Raw genomic sequence first — 15,670 nt, 5'->3', positions numbered from 1 at the left:
ACGCGCGGCGCGCAGGTCTCCCCCTGTCTGCTGGGAGGCCGCTGCCGTTCGGGGCCGACGGGTTGAGGGCTACGGTCTGATCAGGTGTGGCCGGGAAGGGCGAAGGGCCCGGACGAGGCGTCCGGGCCCTTCGTCGAACCGCTTGCTAGCGCGACGCCGTGTGGTCCTCGCCGGGACCGATCGCGGCGTGCTCGTCCTCCTCGTGACCGTGGCCGGACTCGAGGGGGATCTTCTCACCGCCGTACGCCTTGGACATGCGGGCGCGCAGCTTGCCGATGGGGCCGCGCATGCCCTTCGGCGGGATGCCCGACGGGTCCTCGGCCACCGGCAGCATCGGCACCGGCTGCTTGCCCCGCATGTGGGCCTCGATGTCGTCCGCCGGAGGCGTGTGGACCTCGATGAACTCACCGTGCGGCAGCCGCTTGATGACACCCGACTCCACGCCGTGGCTGAGCACCTCGGCGTCCGAGCGCTGCAGGCCCAGGCAGATCCGGTAGGTGATGATGTACGCCAGCACCGGGGCGGCGAACACCAGCACGCGACCGGCGTACGTGGTCCAGTTGAGGTTGATGTGGAAGAACGCCGAGATCTCGTCGTTCGCCCCCAGCAGCCAGAGCACGCCGTAGAACGCGATGCCCGCCATGCCGATCGAGGTGCGGTGCGGGTTGTTGCGCGGGCGCTCCGCGATGTGGTGCTCGCGGTTGTCGCCGGTGATCCAGCGTTCCAGGAACGGATAGAGCGCCAGCCCGGTCATGACGATGCCCAGGGGCACCAGCGCCGGGATGATCACGCTGAGCGGCAGCGTGCCCGCGTGGGCCGTGCCGAACATGTTGATCTCCCAGGCCGGCATGATGCGCAGCGAGCCTTCCAGGAAGCCCATGTACCAGTCGGGCTGTGATCCCGCGGAGATGTCGGCCGGGGTGTAGGGACCGTAGATCCAGATCGGGTTGATCTGGGCGAACGTCGCCAGACCGGCGACCACGCCGAGCGTGAACAGGAAGTACGCGCCCGCCTTGGCCATGAACGCCGGGTAGAACGGCGCCCCCACCACGTTCTGGTTGGTCCGTCCCTTGCCCGCCATCTGGGTGTGCTTCTGCACCCACATGAGCACCATGTGGGCGGAGATCAGCGCCAGCAGGATGCCGGGGATGAGCAGGATGTGCAGCGAGTAGAACCGGGCGATGATGTCCGTGCCCGGGTACTCCCCGCCGAACAGGAAGAACGTGATGTACGTGCCCACCAGCGGCAGCGAGATGGCCACGCCCTCGGTGATCCGCAGACCCGCGCCGGAGAGCAGGTCGTCCGGCAGCGAGTAGCCGGTGAGGCCCTCGGCCAGGGCCAGGGTCAGCAGCAGGATGCCGATGATCCAGTTGATCTCACGCGGCTTGCGGTAGGCGCCGGTGAAGAACACCCGCAGCATGTGGGCCATCATGCCCGCGACGAACAGCAGGGCCGCCCAGTGGTGCATCTGCCGGATGAGCAGACCTCCGCGGACGTCGAAGCTGATCTCCAGCGACGACGCGTAGGCTGCGGACATCCCCACGCCCTGCAGCGGCGCGTAGGAGCCGTTGTAGATCACGTGCTCCATGCTGGGCTGGAACCAGAACGTCAGGAACGTGCCGGTCAGCAGCAGGATGATGAACGAGTAGAGGGCGATCTCCCCGAGCAGGAACGACCAGTGGTCGGGGAAGATCTTGCGCATGTTGCGCTTGAGGAAGTTGCCCCCGCCCAGCCGCTCGTCGAGCCAGTTGGACGGCCCGCCGATCGCCTTGGGAACGGTTGTCAGCTCGCTCATGCCTGGCCTCCCTTGGCCCTGGCCTCGGCCTCGGCGTCACCGCGCTCCCAGTAGCTGGGACCGACCGGGACCGGGAAGTCGCCGGCCGCGACGAGGTAGCCCTCGTTGTCGACGGTGATCGGCAGCTGCGGGAGCGGCCGGGCCGCCGGGCCGAAGATGACCTTGGCGCCGTCGGCGGCGTCGAACGTCGACTGGTGGCACGGGCACAGGATGTGGTGGGTCGTCTGCTCGTACAGGGCCGCGGGACAGCCGACGTGCGTGCAGATCTTCGAGTAGGCCACGATGCCGTCGTGCGTCCAGTTCTTGTTGACGCCCGACTTCAGCTCCTCGGGCCGGAACTTGATCAGGATCAGCGTGGCCTTGGCGAGCACGTTCATGTCGTGCTCGTAGCCTTCGGGCACGATCGACAGGATGCCGCCGGGAGAGTTGAAGTCGGCCGCCCTGATCGGCTGGCCGGTGCCCTCGACGACCAGGCGCAGCGGCCTGCCGTCCTCGGTCTTCTCGCCCCAGACGGTGTGGCGCAGCAACTTGTTGAAGTTGGTGGCCTTCATCTTGGTGTTGTCGAGGTCGCGCAGCAGGATCAGCGGGATCAGGCCGAGCGGCGCCGCCGCCAGCAGGAGCGTGCGGCGCATCATCTTGCCCTTGACGAAGCCGCTCTCGTTGGCGCCCTCGACGAACGTGTCGGCCACGACCTCGCGGGCGTCCTCGCCGGAGACCATCTCGTGGCGCTCCTGGACCAGGGCGTACTTCGGCATGATCTGGCGGACCCAGACGACGATGCCGACCGCCATGGCCAGCACCGCCACGGTGAGGGAGCTGCCGAGGGCCAGGTTGGACGTGCCGGTCGCGTCGGGGTCGCCCACCTGGAAGACCACGTAGGAGACGAGGAAGGCGATCCCCGCCAGGAACGTGATCAGGAAGCAGAGGGCCACGAGCTTCTCGGCCCGGCGCGCCTTCTGCTCGTCCTGCAGCGTGATGCCGGGGGTCTCGCCCCCGGTGACGCCGGCGTCGCGCGCCTCCGCCTCGCCGAGCATCGAGGTGCCCGGTGGGGGGGTGCCGATCACGCGCTTGGGGACGCGATCGTCCGGCTGCTCGATCTCGTGCTCGTTGTCAGTCATGACTTCTGTCGCTTCTTCGCGGTGATCCAGATGGCGGCGAGAACCAGGGCCAGGATGCCTACGATCCATGCTACGAGTCCTTCGGTGACCGGGCCGATGCGCCCGAGGCCGAAGCCTCCGGGGTCCCTCTGCTCGCGCACCTGGACGATGTAGGCGATCATGTTGCGCTTCTCTTCGGGCGTGATCGTCGTGTCGTTGAAGACGGGCATCGCCTGCGGGCCCGTGACCATCGCCTCGTAGATCTGGGTGGGAGAAGACTCGTTCAAGTTGGGGGCGTACTTGCCGCGCGTCAGGGCGCCGCCGGCGCCCGCCCAGTTGTGACACTGGATGCAGTTGGCGCGGAACAGCTCACCGCCCTTGGCGGCGTCTCCCAGCGCGGGGTCGACCTGCTCGCCGGACGGCACGGTGGGACCGCCGCCGAGCGACTGCACGTAGGCCGCGATGTCGCTGATGCTGTTGCTGTCGACCCACGAGGGCAGCGGCTTGCGCGGCACCTGGGCGCCGGGGTCGGCCGCGGGCATCCGGCCGGTGCTCATCTGGAAGTCGACGGCCGCGGCGCCGACGCCGATGAGCGTGGGCCCCGTAGAGGTGCCCTGGGCGTTGAGCCCGTGGCAGCTGGCGCAGTGGGCCTGGAAGAGGCTCTTGCCCCTGGCCACGTCGTCAGCCTTGCCTGACGCGAGCGCCGCGTCCGCGGGCCTGCTCACCTGCACGAAGGTGGCATATGCCGTCCCGACCAGCGCCAACGCCAAAATCAGGACGGCGTATCTCGCGAGGGGATGCCGCCGCCAAGCGGTGATCCTAACCACAGAGATCCCGTTCCTTACCGAATGATGTAGATGGTCGCGAAAAGACCAATCCAGACGACGTCGACGAAGTGCCAGTAGTAGGACACGACGATGGCGCTGGTGGCCTGCTCATGCGTGAAGCGCTTCGCGGCGTACGTACGTCCCAGCATGAACAGGAACGCGATCAGTCCACCGGTCACGTGCAGGCCGTGGAAGCCTGTCGTGAGGTAGAACACCGACGTGTAGGGGTTGGCGGACAAGGTCGCGCCCTCGTTTGCCAGCTCTATGTACTCGTACAGCTGGCCGGCGATGAAGACCGAGCCCATGAGGAAGCTGACGAAGTACCAGAACCTGAGCTTGCTGACTTGCCCCTTTTCCGCGGCCCACACGCCGAGCTGGCACGTCACACTGGACAGTACCAGGATGATCGTGTTGACCGTCGCGAACGGGATGTTCAGGTGAGCCAGACCCTCGGTCGCGGCGCCCGCCTGGGTATAGGCGGGCCCCCAATCGATGCCTTGGCCCACGCTCACCGACCGGATGGTGAAGTACATCGCGAACAGCGCCGCGAAGAACATGAGCTCAGAGGACAGCCAGACGATCGTACCCACACTGACCAGGTTTGGTCTGCGGTACGCCTGACCTGTCGTCGTCGAAGTAATTGCGGATGCTGTCGCCACGGCGCCATTATTGCGGCTCCGGTGGTCGGTCTGGCGCACGACCCCCCGTTAGCGGGTACAAGCAGGCATCCCACCTGGGATAATCAGGACATAACACCCACCAGGGGTGCTGGCCTGGGTTCGCACGCCACGCCAACGGTACGATCCCAGATGACCCTACCGCTACGACCGAATAGTGAGCGCGACCGTGAGCACCGACGACACGATGAAGGTCCTCGTCTACAGCGACGACGCCGCCACCCGGCAGGAGGTGAAGCTGGCCATCGGCCGGCGACCGGCCGCGGACGTGCCCTTCGTCGAGATCGTGGAGTGCGCCACCGAGCCCAAGGTCCACCAGTGGCTAGGCTCCGGCGAGATCGACGTCGCCGTGCTCGACGGCGAGACCCAGCCCGCCGGCGGCATGGGCATCAGCCGCCAGGCCAAGGACGAAGTCTACGACTGCCCGCCGATCTGCCTCATCATCGCCCGGCGCGACGACCGGTGGCTGGCCGACTGGTCCAAGGCCGACGCCGTGGTGTCCCAGCCCCTGGAGCCGCTCGTGCTGGCCGAGACCGTCGCCGACCTCATGCGCCGCCGCTCCTCCAGCCGACTCAACGCTAAGTAGGTGCCTGACGTGGACTCGCGGACGACCTGGCCGGCGATTCTCTCCGCGCTCCTGTCCGGGGAGCACCTCACGGCCGACGAGACGGCCTGGGCGATGCGGGAGATCATGTCCGGCTCCGCCACGCCCGCCCAGATCTCCGCCTTCGTCGTCGCGCTGCGCGCCAAGGGCGAGACCGTGGCCGAGGTGACCGGCCTGGCCCGCACGATGCTCGACCTCGCGACTCCTCTCCACGTCGAGGGCCCGATCGTCGACGTGGTCGGCACCGGCGGCGACCGCGCCCACACCGTGAACGTCTCCACCATGGCCGCCATCGTGACCGCGGCCGCCGGCGCCCGCGTCGTCAAGCACGGCAACCGCGCCGCCTCCTCCTCGTGCGGCGCCGCCGACGTGCTGGAGCACCTCGGCATCCGCCTCGACCTGACCCCGGAGCAGACCGCCCGGGTGGCCACCGAGGCCGGCATCGCCTTCTGCTTCGCCCCGGTCTACCACCCGGCGCTGCGGTTCGCCGGGCCGACCCGCAAGGAGATCGGCGTCCCCACCGTCTTCAACTTCCTCGGCCCGCTCACCAACCCGGCCCGGCCGACCGCTCAGGCCATCGGCGTGTACGACCCGCGCATGCTGCCGGTGCTGGCCGGGGTCTTCGCCGAGCGCGGCGTGTCCGCCCTGGTCTTCCGCGGCGACGACGGGCTGGACGAGCTGACCATCGCCACCACCTCCACGGTGTGGGTGGTGCACGACGGCGGCGCCGACCGGACCACGTTCGACCCCGCGGTGCTCGGCATCCCCCGGGCCGAGGCGGACGCCCTGCGCGGCGGCGACGTGGCCTTCAACGCCAGGGCGGTGCACGACACGCTCGGCGGCAAGTCGGGGCCGGTGCGCGACGCCGTGCTGCTCAACGCGGCCGCGGCGCTGGTCGCGCTCGACGGCCCCGGCGACGACCTCGACTCCGCCATGATCGACGCCTACGCCCGCGCCACCCAGGCGGTCGACTCCGGCCGCGCCGCGGCGACCCTCGAAGGCTGGATCAAGGTCAGCGGCTCCGTCTCCTGACAGGGCGCGCGTTCAGGAGAACGGCAGGGTCGGCCCGTCCTTGATGGAACTCCACCTGAGCCACTGCTTCCACGACTCCTGCCAGTGACCCCAGCCGTTCGTCGGCTCCAGCGGGCGCGGTGAGCCCGTGATGATGATGGGGTCGCCGATCAGCGTGTTCTCGATGAACCAGGCCGCGTTGGCGGGGCTGATGTTCACGCAGCCGTGGCTGACGTTGGAGTTGCCCTGCGAGCCCACCGACCAGGGCGCGCTGTGCACGTACTCGCCGCTGTTGGAGATCCGCACCGTGTTGTAGACAGTCATCTGGTAGTAGCCGGCCTGGCCGGGGCCGATGCCGGGCGAGGTCATGACGGTGACGGGCTCGCGGGACATCGCGAGATGGATGCCCGACGTGGTGTGATATTTCATGACGCCGCCCTGGCCGGCGCTCATCGGCATCTCGCGGATCTTCTTGCCGTTGCGCCGCACCACCAGGACATGCTCGTTGACGCTGCCCTTGGTGATCTGGGAGCGGCCGACCCGGAAGTCCAGCGCCAGGTCGCGCTTGCCGTACATGCCCTTGCCGCCGTGCACGCCCGCCAGGTTGGCCTCCACGCGCACGTCGGTGTGCGCGGGCCAGTACTGACGCGGCCGGAAGTCGACGTGCTGGTCGTCGAACCAGTGCCAGGCCCCCTCGACGGGCCTGGAGGTACGGACGAGCAGGTTGCGCTCCACCGAGACGCGATCGGTGATCGGCTGGTCGAAGGCGATCATGATGGGCATGCCGACGCCGACCGTCAGGCCGGTGGTGCCCTTGCTGGGCGTGATGCTCTGGATGTCGAAGGCCTTGGCCGCCTTGACGGTGGAGAACGTGCTCGTCTTCTCGGTCTGTTTGCCGTCGGCGTTGACGGCGATCGAGCTGACCGTGTAGGTGGCTCCCGGGCGGGCGGTGGCGGTGCTGCGCCAGCGGGTCTTGTCGGCGCTCAGCAAGCCTGGCAGGGTCCCGTCCTCGCTGCGGACCGTGACGCTCCGGAGCGTGCCGCCGAGGACCGCCACGACGACTCCCTGGTCCGTCGGGACGTTGGCCGCCCGGTCGGCCGGTTGGACCGCCACGGTGGCGTCGGGGGCCGCCTGCCGCTCCTCGTTCGCGGCGCTGCTCGCCGAGCACGCCGCCGACGTCATGGCCAGGCCCAGTCCCAGGCTCAGGCCGAGTCCCCTTCGCACTCCCCTGCTCAGGCCTCCGCGCAGGCGCGCGCTCCAGGCCGTGCGTCGAGCCGGGCCCAACGATCGATACGCCACACGCACTCCCCCGTCCGAGTCGAGCAGATTCACCTCTCTTATTACCCTGAGTGATCGATTGGCCATATCCGCGTTCCGGTAAAGAACACCAAAAAGCGGGCGTCCCCCTCAAAGAAGGACGCCCGCTCCCGGTCGAGGATCAGTGCGAGAAGTGGCCCCGGTAGTACTGGAACACGAAGCCGATCAGCGCCATGATCACCAGGAACACCCCGATGAAGAACATCCACAGGCCGATGACGAACCCGGCGAAGGTGAAGGCCGCCGCCAGGCAGACGAACAGCGGCCACCAGCTGCTGGGGCTGAAGAAGCCGATCTCACCGGCGCCGTCGCTGATGTCGGCCTGCTTGTTGTCCTCCGGCTGGTCGCCGATGCGCCGCGCGGTGAACATCAGGTAGTAGCCGATCATGAACGCGAAGCCGACCGAGATCGCCATCGCGGTGGTGCCGACCGGCTCGCCCACGCCGGTGGCCGCCTTGGTCCAGAACCAGTAGGCGACAGTGACGCCGGCGAAGAACAGACCGCACAGCAGGAACAGCCAACCTTGGACCTTCATCGGGCCTCCACCTCCGGCGCGGGCTTGGCGGACAGGTGCGGGTACTTGAGGTCGAACGCGGGACGCTCGGACCGGATGGGAGGCAGCTTGGTGAAGTTGTGGCGCGGCGGCGGGCAGGAGGTCGCCCACTCGAGCGAGCCGCCGTAACCCCACGGGTCGTCGACGGTGACCTTGGGCGCCGTGCGCCAGGTCTTCCAGACGTTGTAGAAGAACGGCAGCGTCGAGGCCCCGAGCACGAACGCGCCCACCGACGAGATCATGTTGAGGTCGGTGAAGCCGTCAGCGGCCCCGTAGTCGGCGTAGCGGCGCGGGAAGCCGAGCATGCCCAGCCAGTGCTGCACCAGGAACGTGGCGTGGAAGCCGATGAACAGCAGCCAGAACTGCAGCTTGCCGAGCCGGTCGTCGAGCATCCTGCCGGTGAGCTTGGGCCACCAGAAGAAGAACCCGGCGAACATCGCGAACACGACCGTGCCGAAGACCACGTAGTGGAAGTGGGCGACGACGAAGTAGGTGTCGCTGATGTGGAAGTCGAGCGGCGGCGAGGCCAGGATGACACCGGTCAGGCCGCCGAGCAGGAACGTCACCAGGAAGCCGATCGAGTAGAGCATCGGCGACTCGAACGACAGGTGGCCGCGCCACATCGTGCCGATCCAGTTGAAGAACTTCACGCCCGTCGGCACCGCGATGAGGAACGTCATGAACGAGAAGAACGGCAGCAGGACCTGCCCCGTCGGGAACATGTGGTGCGCCCACACGGTCATCGACAGGCCGGCGATGGAGATCGTCGCGCCGACCAGGCCGATGTAACCGAAGATCGGCTTACGGCTGAAGACCGGCAGGATCTCCGTGATGATGCCGAAGAACGGCAGCGCGATGATGTAGACCTCGGGATGGCCGAAGAACCAGAACAGGTGCTGCCACAGCATCGGCCCGCCGACCTCGGTGGCGAAGATCTGGGTGCCGAACTTGCGGTCGGACTCCAGCGCGAGCAGCGCGGCGGCCAGCACCGGGAAGGCCATCAGCACGAGCATGCTGGTCAGCAGGATGTTCCAGGTGAAGATCGGCATCCGGAACATGGTCATGCCCGGCGCCCGCATGCAGATGATCGTGGTGATGAAGTTGACCGCGCCCAGGATCGTGCCCAGACCCGACATCGCCAGACCCATGATCCACAGGTCGCCGCCGGGACCGGGAGAGTAGGCGGCCGTGGACAGCGGCGCGTAGCCGAACCAGCCGAAGGCCGCGGCGCCCTCAGGGGTGAGGAAGCCCGAGACCGCGATGAGGCTGCCGAACAGGAAGAGCCAGTAGCTCACCATGTTGAGGCGGGGGAACGCCACGTCGGGGGCGCCGATCTGCAGCGGCATGATCGCGTTCGCGAAGGCCGCGAACAACGGCGTCGCGAACATCAGCAGCATGATCGTGCCGTGCATGGTGAACAGCTGGTTGAACTGCTCGTTGCTGGTGAACTGCAGCCCCGGCTGGGCCAGCTCGGCCCGCATGACCAGGGCCATCAGCCCGCCGACCAGGAAGAAGATGAACGCGGTGATCAGGTAGAGGTTGCCGATCACCTTGTGGTCCGTGGAGGACAGCCACTTGGCGATGATGCGGCCCTTGGAGGTGGGCCGCCGCACCGGCCGGACCGGTGTGGAGACGGGCTCTTGGATGGCGGTCACTGGGCACTCCCCGCCTGGTTGGACGCGACGTACTGGTCGAACTCCTGCTGTGACACGAGCTTCACCGAGAAGAGCATGCGGCTGTGGTCGACGCCGCACAGCTCGGCGCAGCGGCCGGCGTAGACGCCGGGCTCGTCGAGGGTGGTGATCTCGAACTTGCGTCCCGGGTTGTCCTCGGGGATGCCGGGGATGACGTCCCGCTTGAACAGGAACTCGGGCACCCAGAAGGAGTGGATCACGTCGTTGGTCTCAAGGTCGAACTCCACCCGCTGCTTGACCGGCAGCACGAGCTGCGGGCCCTGCTGGTAGTCGCTGACCGGCATGCCGGTCACCGGCTCGGTGGTCTGGCCGTTGACCGTCGTGGTGAAACGCCAGCTCCACTGGAACGCCTCGACCTTGACCTTCACCGGGGCGTCGCCCGAGACGTAGGTCAGCTCCTCGGAGTCGCGCGCGGTGAAGAAGAAGAACACCGACACCATGACGAGAGGCACCAGGGTGTAGAGCATCTCGATCGGCAGGTTGTAGCGAACCTGCGGCGGCAGCTCGGCCTTGGCCCTGCGCCTGGTGTGGAAGAGGCAGGCCCACACGATCAGGCCGATGACCACCGCACCGGTGGCGAGCGCGGCGATCCACGCTCCGTTCCACAGAGCGGTGACGGTCTCACCCTGCTCGGTGATCGCGCCCGGCAGCAGCCCGTTGGACCACTCTGCCTCGGGAACGTCTCCAGCACACGCCGCAGCGGAGGACACAAGCAACGCCAAAGCGACGGCGCGCGGCACTCTACGCCGGGCCAACGGACGCCGCGTCGAACGGCGGGTCGGACTCACGGATCGCCTACCCCACAGATGAAGCCCGGGAGTCTCTCCCGGGCGCTCGTATTTCCTGATGCACAGCTGATTGCAGACACATTAGCGTGCAAGTGCCCCGCCCTTCCGCGCGGCCCCTCCATGGCGTGCCGCGAGTGGGATCATAGAACCGTGGCGTACTTCGACGCGGCCTCCACCGAGCCGCTGCACCCCCAGGCGCGTGAAGCGCTGCTGGCGGCCATCGACGTCGGCTGGGCCGATCCCGCGAGGCTCTACAACCAGGCCCGCCGTGCCCACCTGCTGCTGGAGCAGGCCCGTACGGAAGTGGCCGAGGCGCTGGGCGCGCGGCCCGACGAGGTGACGTTCACCTCGTCCGGCACACAGGCCGTGCATCTCGGTCTGCTCGGCACCCTACAGGGCAGACGGCGGGCCGGACGTCACCTGGTGACCTCGGCCGTCGAGCACTCCAGCGTGCTGCACACCGCCCGCCTGCACGAACGCGACGGCGGCAGCGCCGAGATCGTCGGCGTCGACCGGCTGGGACGGGTCGACCTGGCGGCGTTCTCCGAGGCGGTGTCCCGTCCCGGCACCGCCCTGGCCTGCCTGCAGACGGCCAACCACGAGGTCGGCACACTCCAGCCGGTGGCGGAGGCCGCGGCCGCGTGCCGCCGCCACGGGGTGCCGCTGCTGGTCGACGCGGCCCAGACGGCCGGCCGGATGCCGGTGCCCGAGGGCTGGTCGGTGCTGACGGCCAGCGCGCACAAGTGGGGCGGCCCGCCCGGCGTCGGCGTGCTGGCGGTCAGGAAGGGCACCCGGTTCCGCTCGTTCCTGCCGGAGGACGAGCGCGAGCACAGGCGGGTGCCGGGGTTCGAGAACGTGCCGGCCATCGTGGCGGCGGCGGCCGCGCTGCGCGCGATGACGGCCGACGCCGTCCGGGAACGCTCCAGGCTGTCCGCGCTGGTCGCCAGGATCAGGGAGACGGTGCCGAAGGTGGTGCCGGACGTGGAGGTGATCGGCGACCCCGACGGCCGGGCGCCGCACATCGTCACGTTCTCCTGTCTGTACGTGGACGGCGAGGCGCTGCTGACCGAGCTCGACAAGGCGGGATTCGCGGTCTCGTCGGGGAGTTCCTGCACGGCTAGTACGCTTCGTCCATCGCACGTTCTGGAAGCGATGGGCGTGCTCACGCATGGGAATGTCCGGGTGTCACTGCCCAGGGGCGCCTCGGCGGCGGAGGTCGACAGGTTTCTCGCCGTGCTGCCCGAGCTCGTGGCCCGGATCCGCCAGGACGCAGGAGTCGCATGACCGAGACCACTCATCCGGTGCTGACGATCGACGCGCTGGGGAAGAAGTGCCCCATCCCGATCATCATGCTCGCCGAGAAGATCAACAATGTTCCGCTGAACGCCGTGGTGGCCGTGCTGGCCGACGATCCCGCGGCCTACACCGACGTGCCCGCCTGGTGCCGGCTCAAGTCCCACCGCCACGTCGGCTCGTACGAACTGCCCGAGGGGGGCTGGGCGATCCACGTGCGGCGCAACTACTGAGCCGCACGTCACGGGGTAGTCCCCCTGGAGAAGAGACAGTTCTTCGAGGGGGGACGAGATGACCAACACCGCCGGCGATCTGATGAGCCCGGGCGTGGAGTGCGTCCAGTCGCACGAGACGCTCGACCGGGCCGCGCAGCTCATGCGGGAGCACGGGGTGGGCGCGCTGCCGGTGTGCCTGGACGACCGGGTGACCGGCATCATCACCGACCGCGACATCGTGGTGGAGTGCGTGGCCCTGGGCCACGACCCGGCCCGCGTGCGGGCCGGCGACCTGGCGACGGGGCTGGTGTGGGTGCCGGCCGACGCCACGGTCGAGGAGGCCCTGGCCCGGATGGAGGAACACCAGATCAAGCGGCTGCCGGTGATGCGCGACAACCGCATGGTCGGCATGATCACCGAAGCCGACCTGGCCCGTCACCTGCCCGACGACAAGCTGGCCGAGTTCGTGCACCGGGTCTACGCCGGCAGCCGGCCCTGAGGACGACTCCTCAGGACGGACTCCTCAGGACGGACTTCTGAGGACGGCGCCCCGGAAACGACACCGCGCCCCCGCCTCTTCGGCGGGGGCGCGCCCGGTCACGGGTGGTAGCAGCGCAGGTGCGGGGTGATCTCCGTGGCGGCTTCGGCGCCGTAGGCCGCAGTGAACCGCTCCAGGAACTCCTTCTGGCCCAGCTCGTACTCCTGGCCGCCGACGCGCTCCAGCACGTGGGTGGCGGTGAGGTTGCCGACCTGGCCGCAGCGCTCCAGCGACAGCCCCCAGGCGAGGCCGGCCAGGAACCCGGCGCGGAAGGCGTCGCCGACGCCCGTCGGGTCGGCCTTGCCGCGCTCCGGGGCGGGGGCGACGTGGATCGACGGCTCGCCCCGGCGGTCGATGACCGCGCCCTTGGGGCCGAGCGTGGTGACGCGGACGCCGACGCGGCTCAGCACCTCCTCGTCGGACCAGCCTGTCTTCTGCTCGATCAGGCCCTTCTCGTAGTCGTTGGAGAAGAGGTAGGCGGCGCCGTCGACCAGCTGGCGGATCTGCTCGTCGGCCATGCGGGCGAGCTGCTGGGAGATGTCGGCGGCGAACGGGATGCCGCGGTGGCGGCACTCGTCCGTGTGGCGGAGCATGCCGTCGGGGTCGTTGGGGCCGATGAGCACCAGGTCCAGGCCGCCCACCCGGTCGGCGACGGGCTTCAGCTCGATCAGCCGGGCCTCGGCCATCGCGCCGGTGTAGAAGGAGGCGATCTGGTTGTGGTTGTCGTCGGTGGTGCACAGGAACCGCGCGGTGTGCTGCGTCTCGGAGATGTGCACCGAGTCGCAGTCGACGCCGTGACGCTCCAGCCAGGAGCGGTAGTCGGCGAAGTCGTTGCCGACCGCCCCGACCAGGAGCGGCTTCAGGCCCAGGCAGGCCATGCCGAAGGCGATGTTGGCCGCGCAGCCGCCCCGCCGGATCTGCAGGTCGTCGACCAGGAACGACAGCGACACCCGGTCGAGTTGCTCGGCGATGAGCTGATCGCCGAAACTGCCGGGAAAGGTCATCAGGTGGTCAGTCGCGATGGAGCCGGTGACGGCGATGCGCACGGGATTCTTCTTCCTCGTTGTCAGCAAGCCAGTTGAGCCCCACGAGAATACGCGAAGGCCCCGCCCGCACAAAGGCGGAACGGGGCCGGCGGCACCGAACCAGCGGGCGATCGACTAGTTGAACGAGTCGCCGCAGGCGCAGCTGCCGGTGGCGTTCGGGTTGTCGATGGTGAAGCCCTGCTTCTCGATGGTGTCGACGAAGTCGATGGTGGCGCCCATCAGGTAGGGAGCGCTCATCCGGTCGGTCACCACGCTCACGCCGCCGAAGTCCGACACGACGTCGCCGTCCATGGAGCGGTCATCGAAGAAGAGCTGGTAGCGCAGCCCCGAGCAACCGCCCGGCTGCACGGCCACGCGCAGCTGCAGACCTTCTTCGCCCTGCTGCTCGAGCAGGCCCTTGACCTTGGCCGCGGCCGCGTCGGTCAGGTTCAGGCCCTGTGCCGTGGTCTCGCTGCTCTCAACCGTCATCTGCTGACTCCCTAACCGGGTCTGTTTCCGACGTCCTGCTATTGACGCTACCAACATCGGGGGGATGCCACACATTCCCGCCCGCCCCCCGGGGGACAAATCGGTCTTCTGGGTATGTCATGATGAATCGTCAGTTCGACGATAAGGGGGTAGGGCGATGACCACCCAGACGGGACTTCCGCTCTTCGTGCTCGGCCGGGGCTCCGATCCGCACAGCGAGACAGGGGTGGACTGCCCCGGCGAGCTGCCGCCGGCCTCCGACCCCCGGCTGGTCGAACGCGCCCGCCGGGCGAAGGCGGCGCTCGGCGACCGCCTGTTCGTGCTGGGCCACCACTACCAGCGCGACGAGGTGATCCAGTTCGCCGACGTGACCGGCGACTCGTTCAAGCTGGCGCAGCAGGCCGCCGCCCGCCCGCAGGCCGAGTACATCGTGTTCTGCGGGGTGCACTTCATGGCCGAGTCGGCCGACATCCTGACCACCGACGCGCAGCAGGTCATCCTGCCGGACCTCGCCGCCGGGTGCTCGATGGCCGACATGGCCACCTTCGACCAGGTCGAGGATGCCTGGGAGGCGCTGGAGGACGCCGGGCTGGCCGACCGCGTCGTCCCGGTCACGTACATGAACTCCAGCGCGGACATCAAGGCCTTCTGCGGGCGCAACGGCGGCGTGGTGTGCACCTCGTCCAACGCGCGCCGCGCCCTGGACTGGGCGTTCGAGCAGGGTGAGAAGGTGCTCTTCCTGCCGGACCAGCACCTGGGCCGCAACACGGCCGTGCTGGAGATGGGCATGTCGCTCGACGACTGCGTGGTCTGGAACCCGCACCGCCCCAACGGCGGGCTGACCGCCGAGCAGCTGGAGCGGGCGCGCATGATCCTGTGGCGCGGCCACTGCTCGGTGCACGGCCGCTTCACCGCCGAATCGGTGGACGACGTGCGCGGGCGCGTCCCGGGTGTGAACGTGCTGGTGCACCCGGAGTGCCGGCACGAGGTCGTGCTGAAGGCCGACCACGTGGGCTCCACCGAGCACATCATCACGACGCTGCGCGAGGCGCCCGCCGGGTCCGCCTGGGCCGTCGGCACCGAGCTCAACCTGGTCAAGCGGCTGGCCCAGATGTTCCCCGACAAGAGCGTGTCGTTCCTGGACCGCACGGTCTGCTACTGCTCGACCATGAACCGGATCGACCTTCCGCACCTGGTGTGGGCGCTGGAGTCGCTCGCGAGCGGCGAGGTGGTCAACCGGATCACGGTCGACGCGGACACCGCCCACTGGGCGCGGGTCGCCCTGGACCGGATGCTGGCCCTGGCCTGACGCGGCCGGCGCGGGCCGCCCGGCCCGCGCCGTTCAGTCGCCGAAGGCGTAACCCACCTGGACGGTGACGCCGATCGCCTGCCGGCCGGGGCTCACCGTGTCGTGCGCCTCGGCCGCCATGGTCCGCGCCATCGGGACCGGCGGCCCGTGCCGCTCCTCCGCGATCGACACCACCCGGCCGAGCGGCCGCCCGGCCAGCACGGCGTACTGCGCGGCCTTGACCGCGGCCTGCCGGAACGCCTCCTGCCTCGCCGTCGCCAGGACGGCGTCCGGGTCGGACACCTCGAACACGATCCCGTTCAGCCTGGCCTCCTCCCCCACCCCGGCGACGGTGTCGATCACGTGGTCGGCCCGCGCCAGGTCGCGGACCACCGCCTCCACGCCCTGCGCCGCCCGGTAGGCCGACACCTTCGGGTACGCCTGGTACTCGGGGCCGAG

Annotated in this window: 17 protein-coding genes; 6 read left to right on the top strand and 11 right to left on the bottom strand. The window is 68.9% G+C overall.

All coding sequences use genetic code 11. The features are described 5' to 3' along the window. Positions 1-145: 145 nt before the first annotated feature. Genes qcrB through ctaE form a run of 4 tightly spaced genes read right to left on the bottom strand, consistent with a single transcriptional unit; the run spans position 146 to position 4,378 of the window. Positions 146-1,795, bottom strand: coding sequence for a cytochrome bc1 complex cytochrome b subunit (gene qcrB, locus OUY22_RS18515; RefSeq protein WP_270156264.1), 1,650 nt, complete (start codon positions 1,793-1,795; stop codon positions 146-148). Continuing rightward, positions 1,792-2,913: a cytochrome bc1 complex Rieske iron-sulfur subunit gene (gene qcrA, locus OUY22_RS18510; RefSeq protein ID WP_270156263.1), complete on the bottom strand. Its 1,122-nt coding sequence runs from the start codon at positions 2,911-2,913 to the stop codon at positions 1,792-1,794. Before qcrA ends, qcrB begins: the two co-directional genes overlap by 4 nt. Further along, positions 2,910-3,719: a cytochrome bc1 complex diheme cytochrome c subunit gene (gene qcrC / locus OUY22_RS18505; protein WP_270156262.1), complete on the bottom strand. Its 810-nt coding sequence runs from the start codon at positions 3,717-3,719 to the stop codon at positions 2,910-2,912. The genes qcrA and qcrC overlap by 4 nt, the downstream gene beginning before the upstream one ends. Positions 3,720-3,733: 14 nt before the next feature. Continuing rightward, a complete protein-coding gene (gene ctaE / locus OUY22_RS18500; RefSeq protein ID WP_456299853.1) occupies positions 3,734-4,378 on the bottom strand; it encodes an aa3-type cytochrome oxidase subunit III in 645 nt (214 codons plus the stop codon). Between the two features lie 205 nt (positions 4,379-4,583). Between ctaE and OUY22_RS18495 the strand changes: the two genes are divergently transcribed. Together OUY22_RS18495 and trpD are read left to right on the top strand one after the other, a co-directional pair. After that, the gene (locus tag OUY22_RS18495; protein ID WP_270156279.1) at positions 4,584-4,982 is read left to right on the top strand and encodes a hypothetical protein; all 399 of its coding nucleotides are present in this window, start codon (positions 4,584-4,586) and stop codon (positions 4,980-4,982) included. A gap of 9 nt (positions 4,983-4,991) precedes the next feature. Next, a complete protein-coding gene (gene trpD / locus OUY22_RS18490) occupies positions 4,992-6,032 on the top strand; it encodes an anthranilate phosphoribosyltransferase (RefSeq protein ID WP_270156260.1) in 1,041 nt (346 codons plus the stop codon). A gap of 12 nt (positions 6,033-6,044) precedes the next feature. Here the strand turns inward: trpD and OUY22_RS18485 are convergent, their stop codons facing one another. The 4 genes from OUY22_RS18485 to ctaC all read right to left on the bottom strand — a co-directional run bounded on the left by OUY22_RS18485 (position 6,045) and on the right by ctaC (position 10,315). Beyond that, entirely contained in the window at positions 6,045-7,235 is a 1,191-nt protein-coding gene (locus OUY22_RS18485; protein WP_270156259.1) for a L,D-transpeptidase, read from the bottom strand. Between the two features lie 214 nt (positions 7,236-7,449). Continuing rightward, a complete protein-coding gene (locus tag OUY22_RS18480) occupies positions 7,450-7,863 on the bottom strand; it encodes a cytochrome c oxidase subunit 4 (RefSeq protein ID WP_270156258.1) in 414 nt (137 codons plus the stop codon). After that, positions 7,860-9,536, bottom strand: coding sequence for an aa3-type cytochrome oxidase subunit I (gene ctaD, locus OUY22_RS18475; protein ID WP_270156257.1), 1,677 nt, complete (start codon positions 9,534-9,536; stop codon positions 7,860-7,862). Before ctaD ends, OUY22_RS18480 begins: the two co-directional genes overlap by 4 nt. Beyond that, positions 9,533-10,315, bottom strand: coding sequence for an aa3-type cytochrome oxidase subunit II (gene ctaC, locus OUY22_RS18470; protein ID WP_456299852.1), 783 nt, complete (start codon positions 10,313-10,315; stop codon positions 9,533-9,535). The genes ctaD and ctaC overlap by 4 nt, the downstream gene beginning before the upstream one ends. Positions 10,316-10,513: 198 nt before the next feature. Between ctaC and OUY22_RS18465 the strand changes: the two genes are divergently transcribed. From OUY22_RS18465 to OUY22_RS18455, 3 genes are read left to right on the top strand one after another with little or no spacing between them, the layout of a single operon-like run. After that, positions 10,514-11,647 carry a cysteine desulfurase family protein gene (locus tag OUY22_RS18465; protein WP_270156255.1) on the top strand — a complete coding sequence of 378 codons (1,134 nt, stop codon included), beginning with the start codon at positions 10,514-10,516 and terminating at the stop codon, positions 11,645-11,647. Beyond that, positions 11,644-11,889 carry a sulfurtransferase TusA family protein gene (locus OUY22_RS18460; RefSeq protein WP_270156254.1) on the top strand — a complete coding sequence of 82 codons (246 nt, stop codon included), beginning with the start codon at positions 11,644-11,646 and terminating at the stop codon, positions 11,887-11,889. Before OUY22_RS18465 ends, OUY22_RS18460 begins: the two co-directional genes overlap by 4 nt. Before the next feature lie 58 nt (positions 11,890-11,947). Continuing rightward, entirely contained in the window at positions 11,948-12,370 is a 423-nt protein-coding gene (locus OUY22_RS18455) for a CBS domain-containing protein (RefSeq protein WP_270156253.1), read from the top strand. Positions 12,371-12,468: 98 nt separating this feature from the next. Here OUY22_RS18455 and OUY22_RS18450 read toward each other — a convergent pair whose 3' ends face one another. Both OUY22_RS18450 and erpA read right to left on the bottom strand, forming a co-directional pair. Further along, positions 12,469-13,455 (bottom strand): carbohydrate kinase family protein, encoded by a 987-nt coding sequence (locus OUY22_RS18450; protein ID WP_270156252.1) that lies wholly within the window; start codon positions 13,453-13,455, stop codon positions 12,469-12,471. A gap of 114 nt (positions 13,456-13,569) precedes the next feature. Beyond that, complete coding sequence (gene erpA / locus OUY22_RS18445) at positions 13,570-13,923, bottom strand: iron-sulfur cluster insertion protein ErpA (protein WP_270156251.1); 354 nt, start codon at positions 13,921-13,923, stop codon at positions 13,570-13,572. Between the two features lie 157 nt (positions 13,924-14,080). On the opposite strand from erpA, the gene nadA reads away from it, so the two are divergent. Then, positions 14,081-15,232, top strand: a complete 1,152-nt coding sequence (gene nadA, locus OUY22_RS18440; protein WP_270156250.1) for a quinolinate synthase NadA — start codon at positions 14,081-14,083, stop codon at positions 15,230-15,232. A 33-nt stretch (positions 15,233-15,265) separates the two neighbouring features. Here nadA and OUY22_RS18435 read toward each other — a convergent pair. Further along, positions 15,266-15,670: SIMPL domain-containing protein (locus OUY22_RS18435; protein ID WP_270156249.1), on the bottom strand; the 405-nt coding region annotated here is incomplete at its 5' end.

It is taken from the genome of Nonomuraea corallina (genome assembly GCF_027620315.1).
GTDB classification, from domain to species: domain Bacteria; phylum Actinomycetota; class Actinomycetes; order Streptosporangiales; family Streptosporangiaceae; genus Nonomuraea; species Nonomuraea corallina.
The sequence above is the reverse complement of the archived record's forward strand: the minus strand, read 5'-3'. Positions and strand labels throughout refer to the sequence as shown.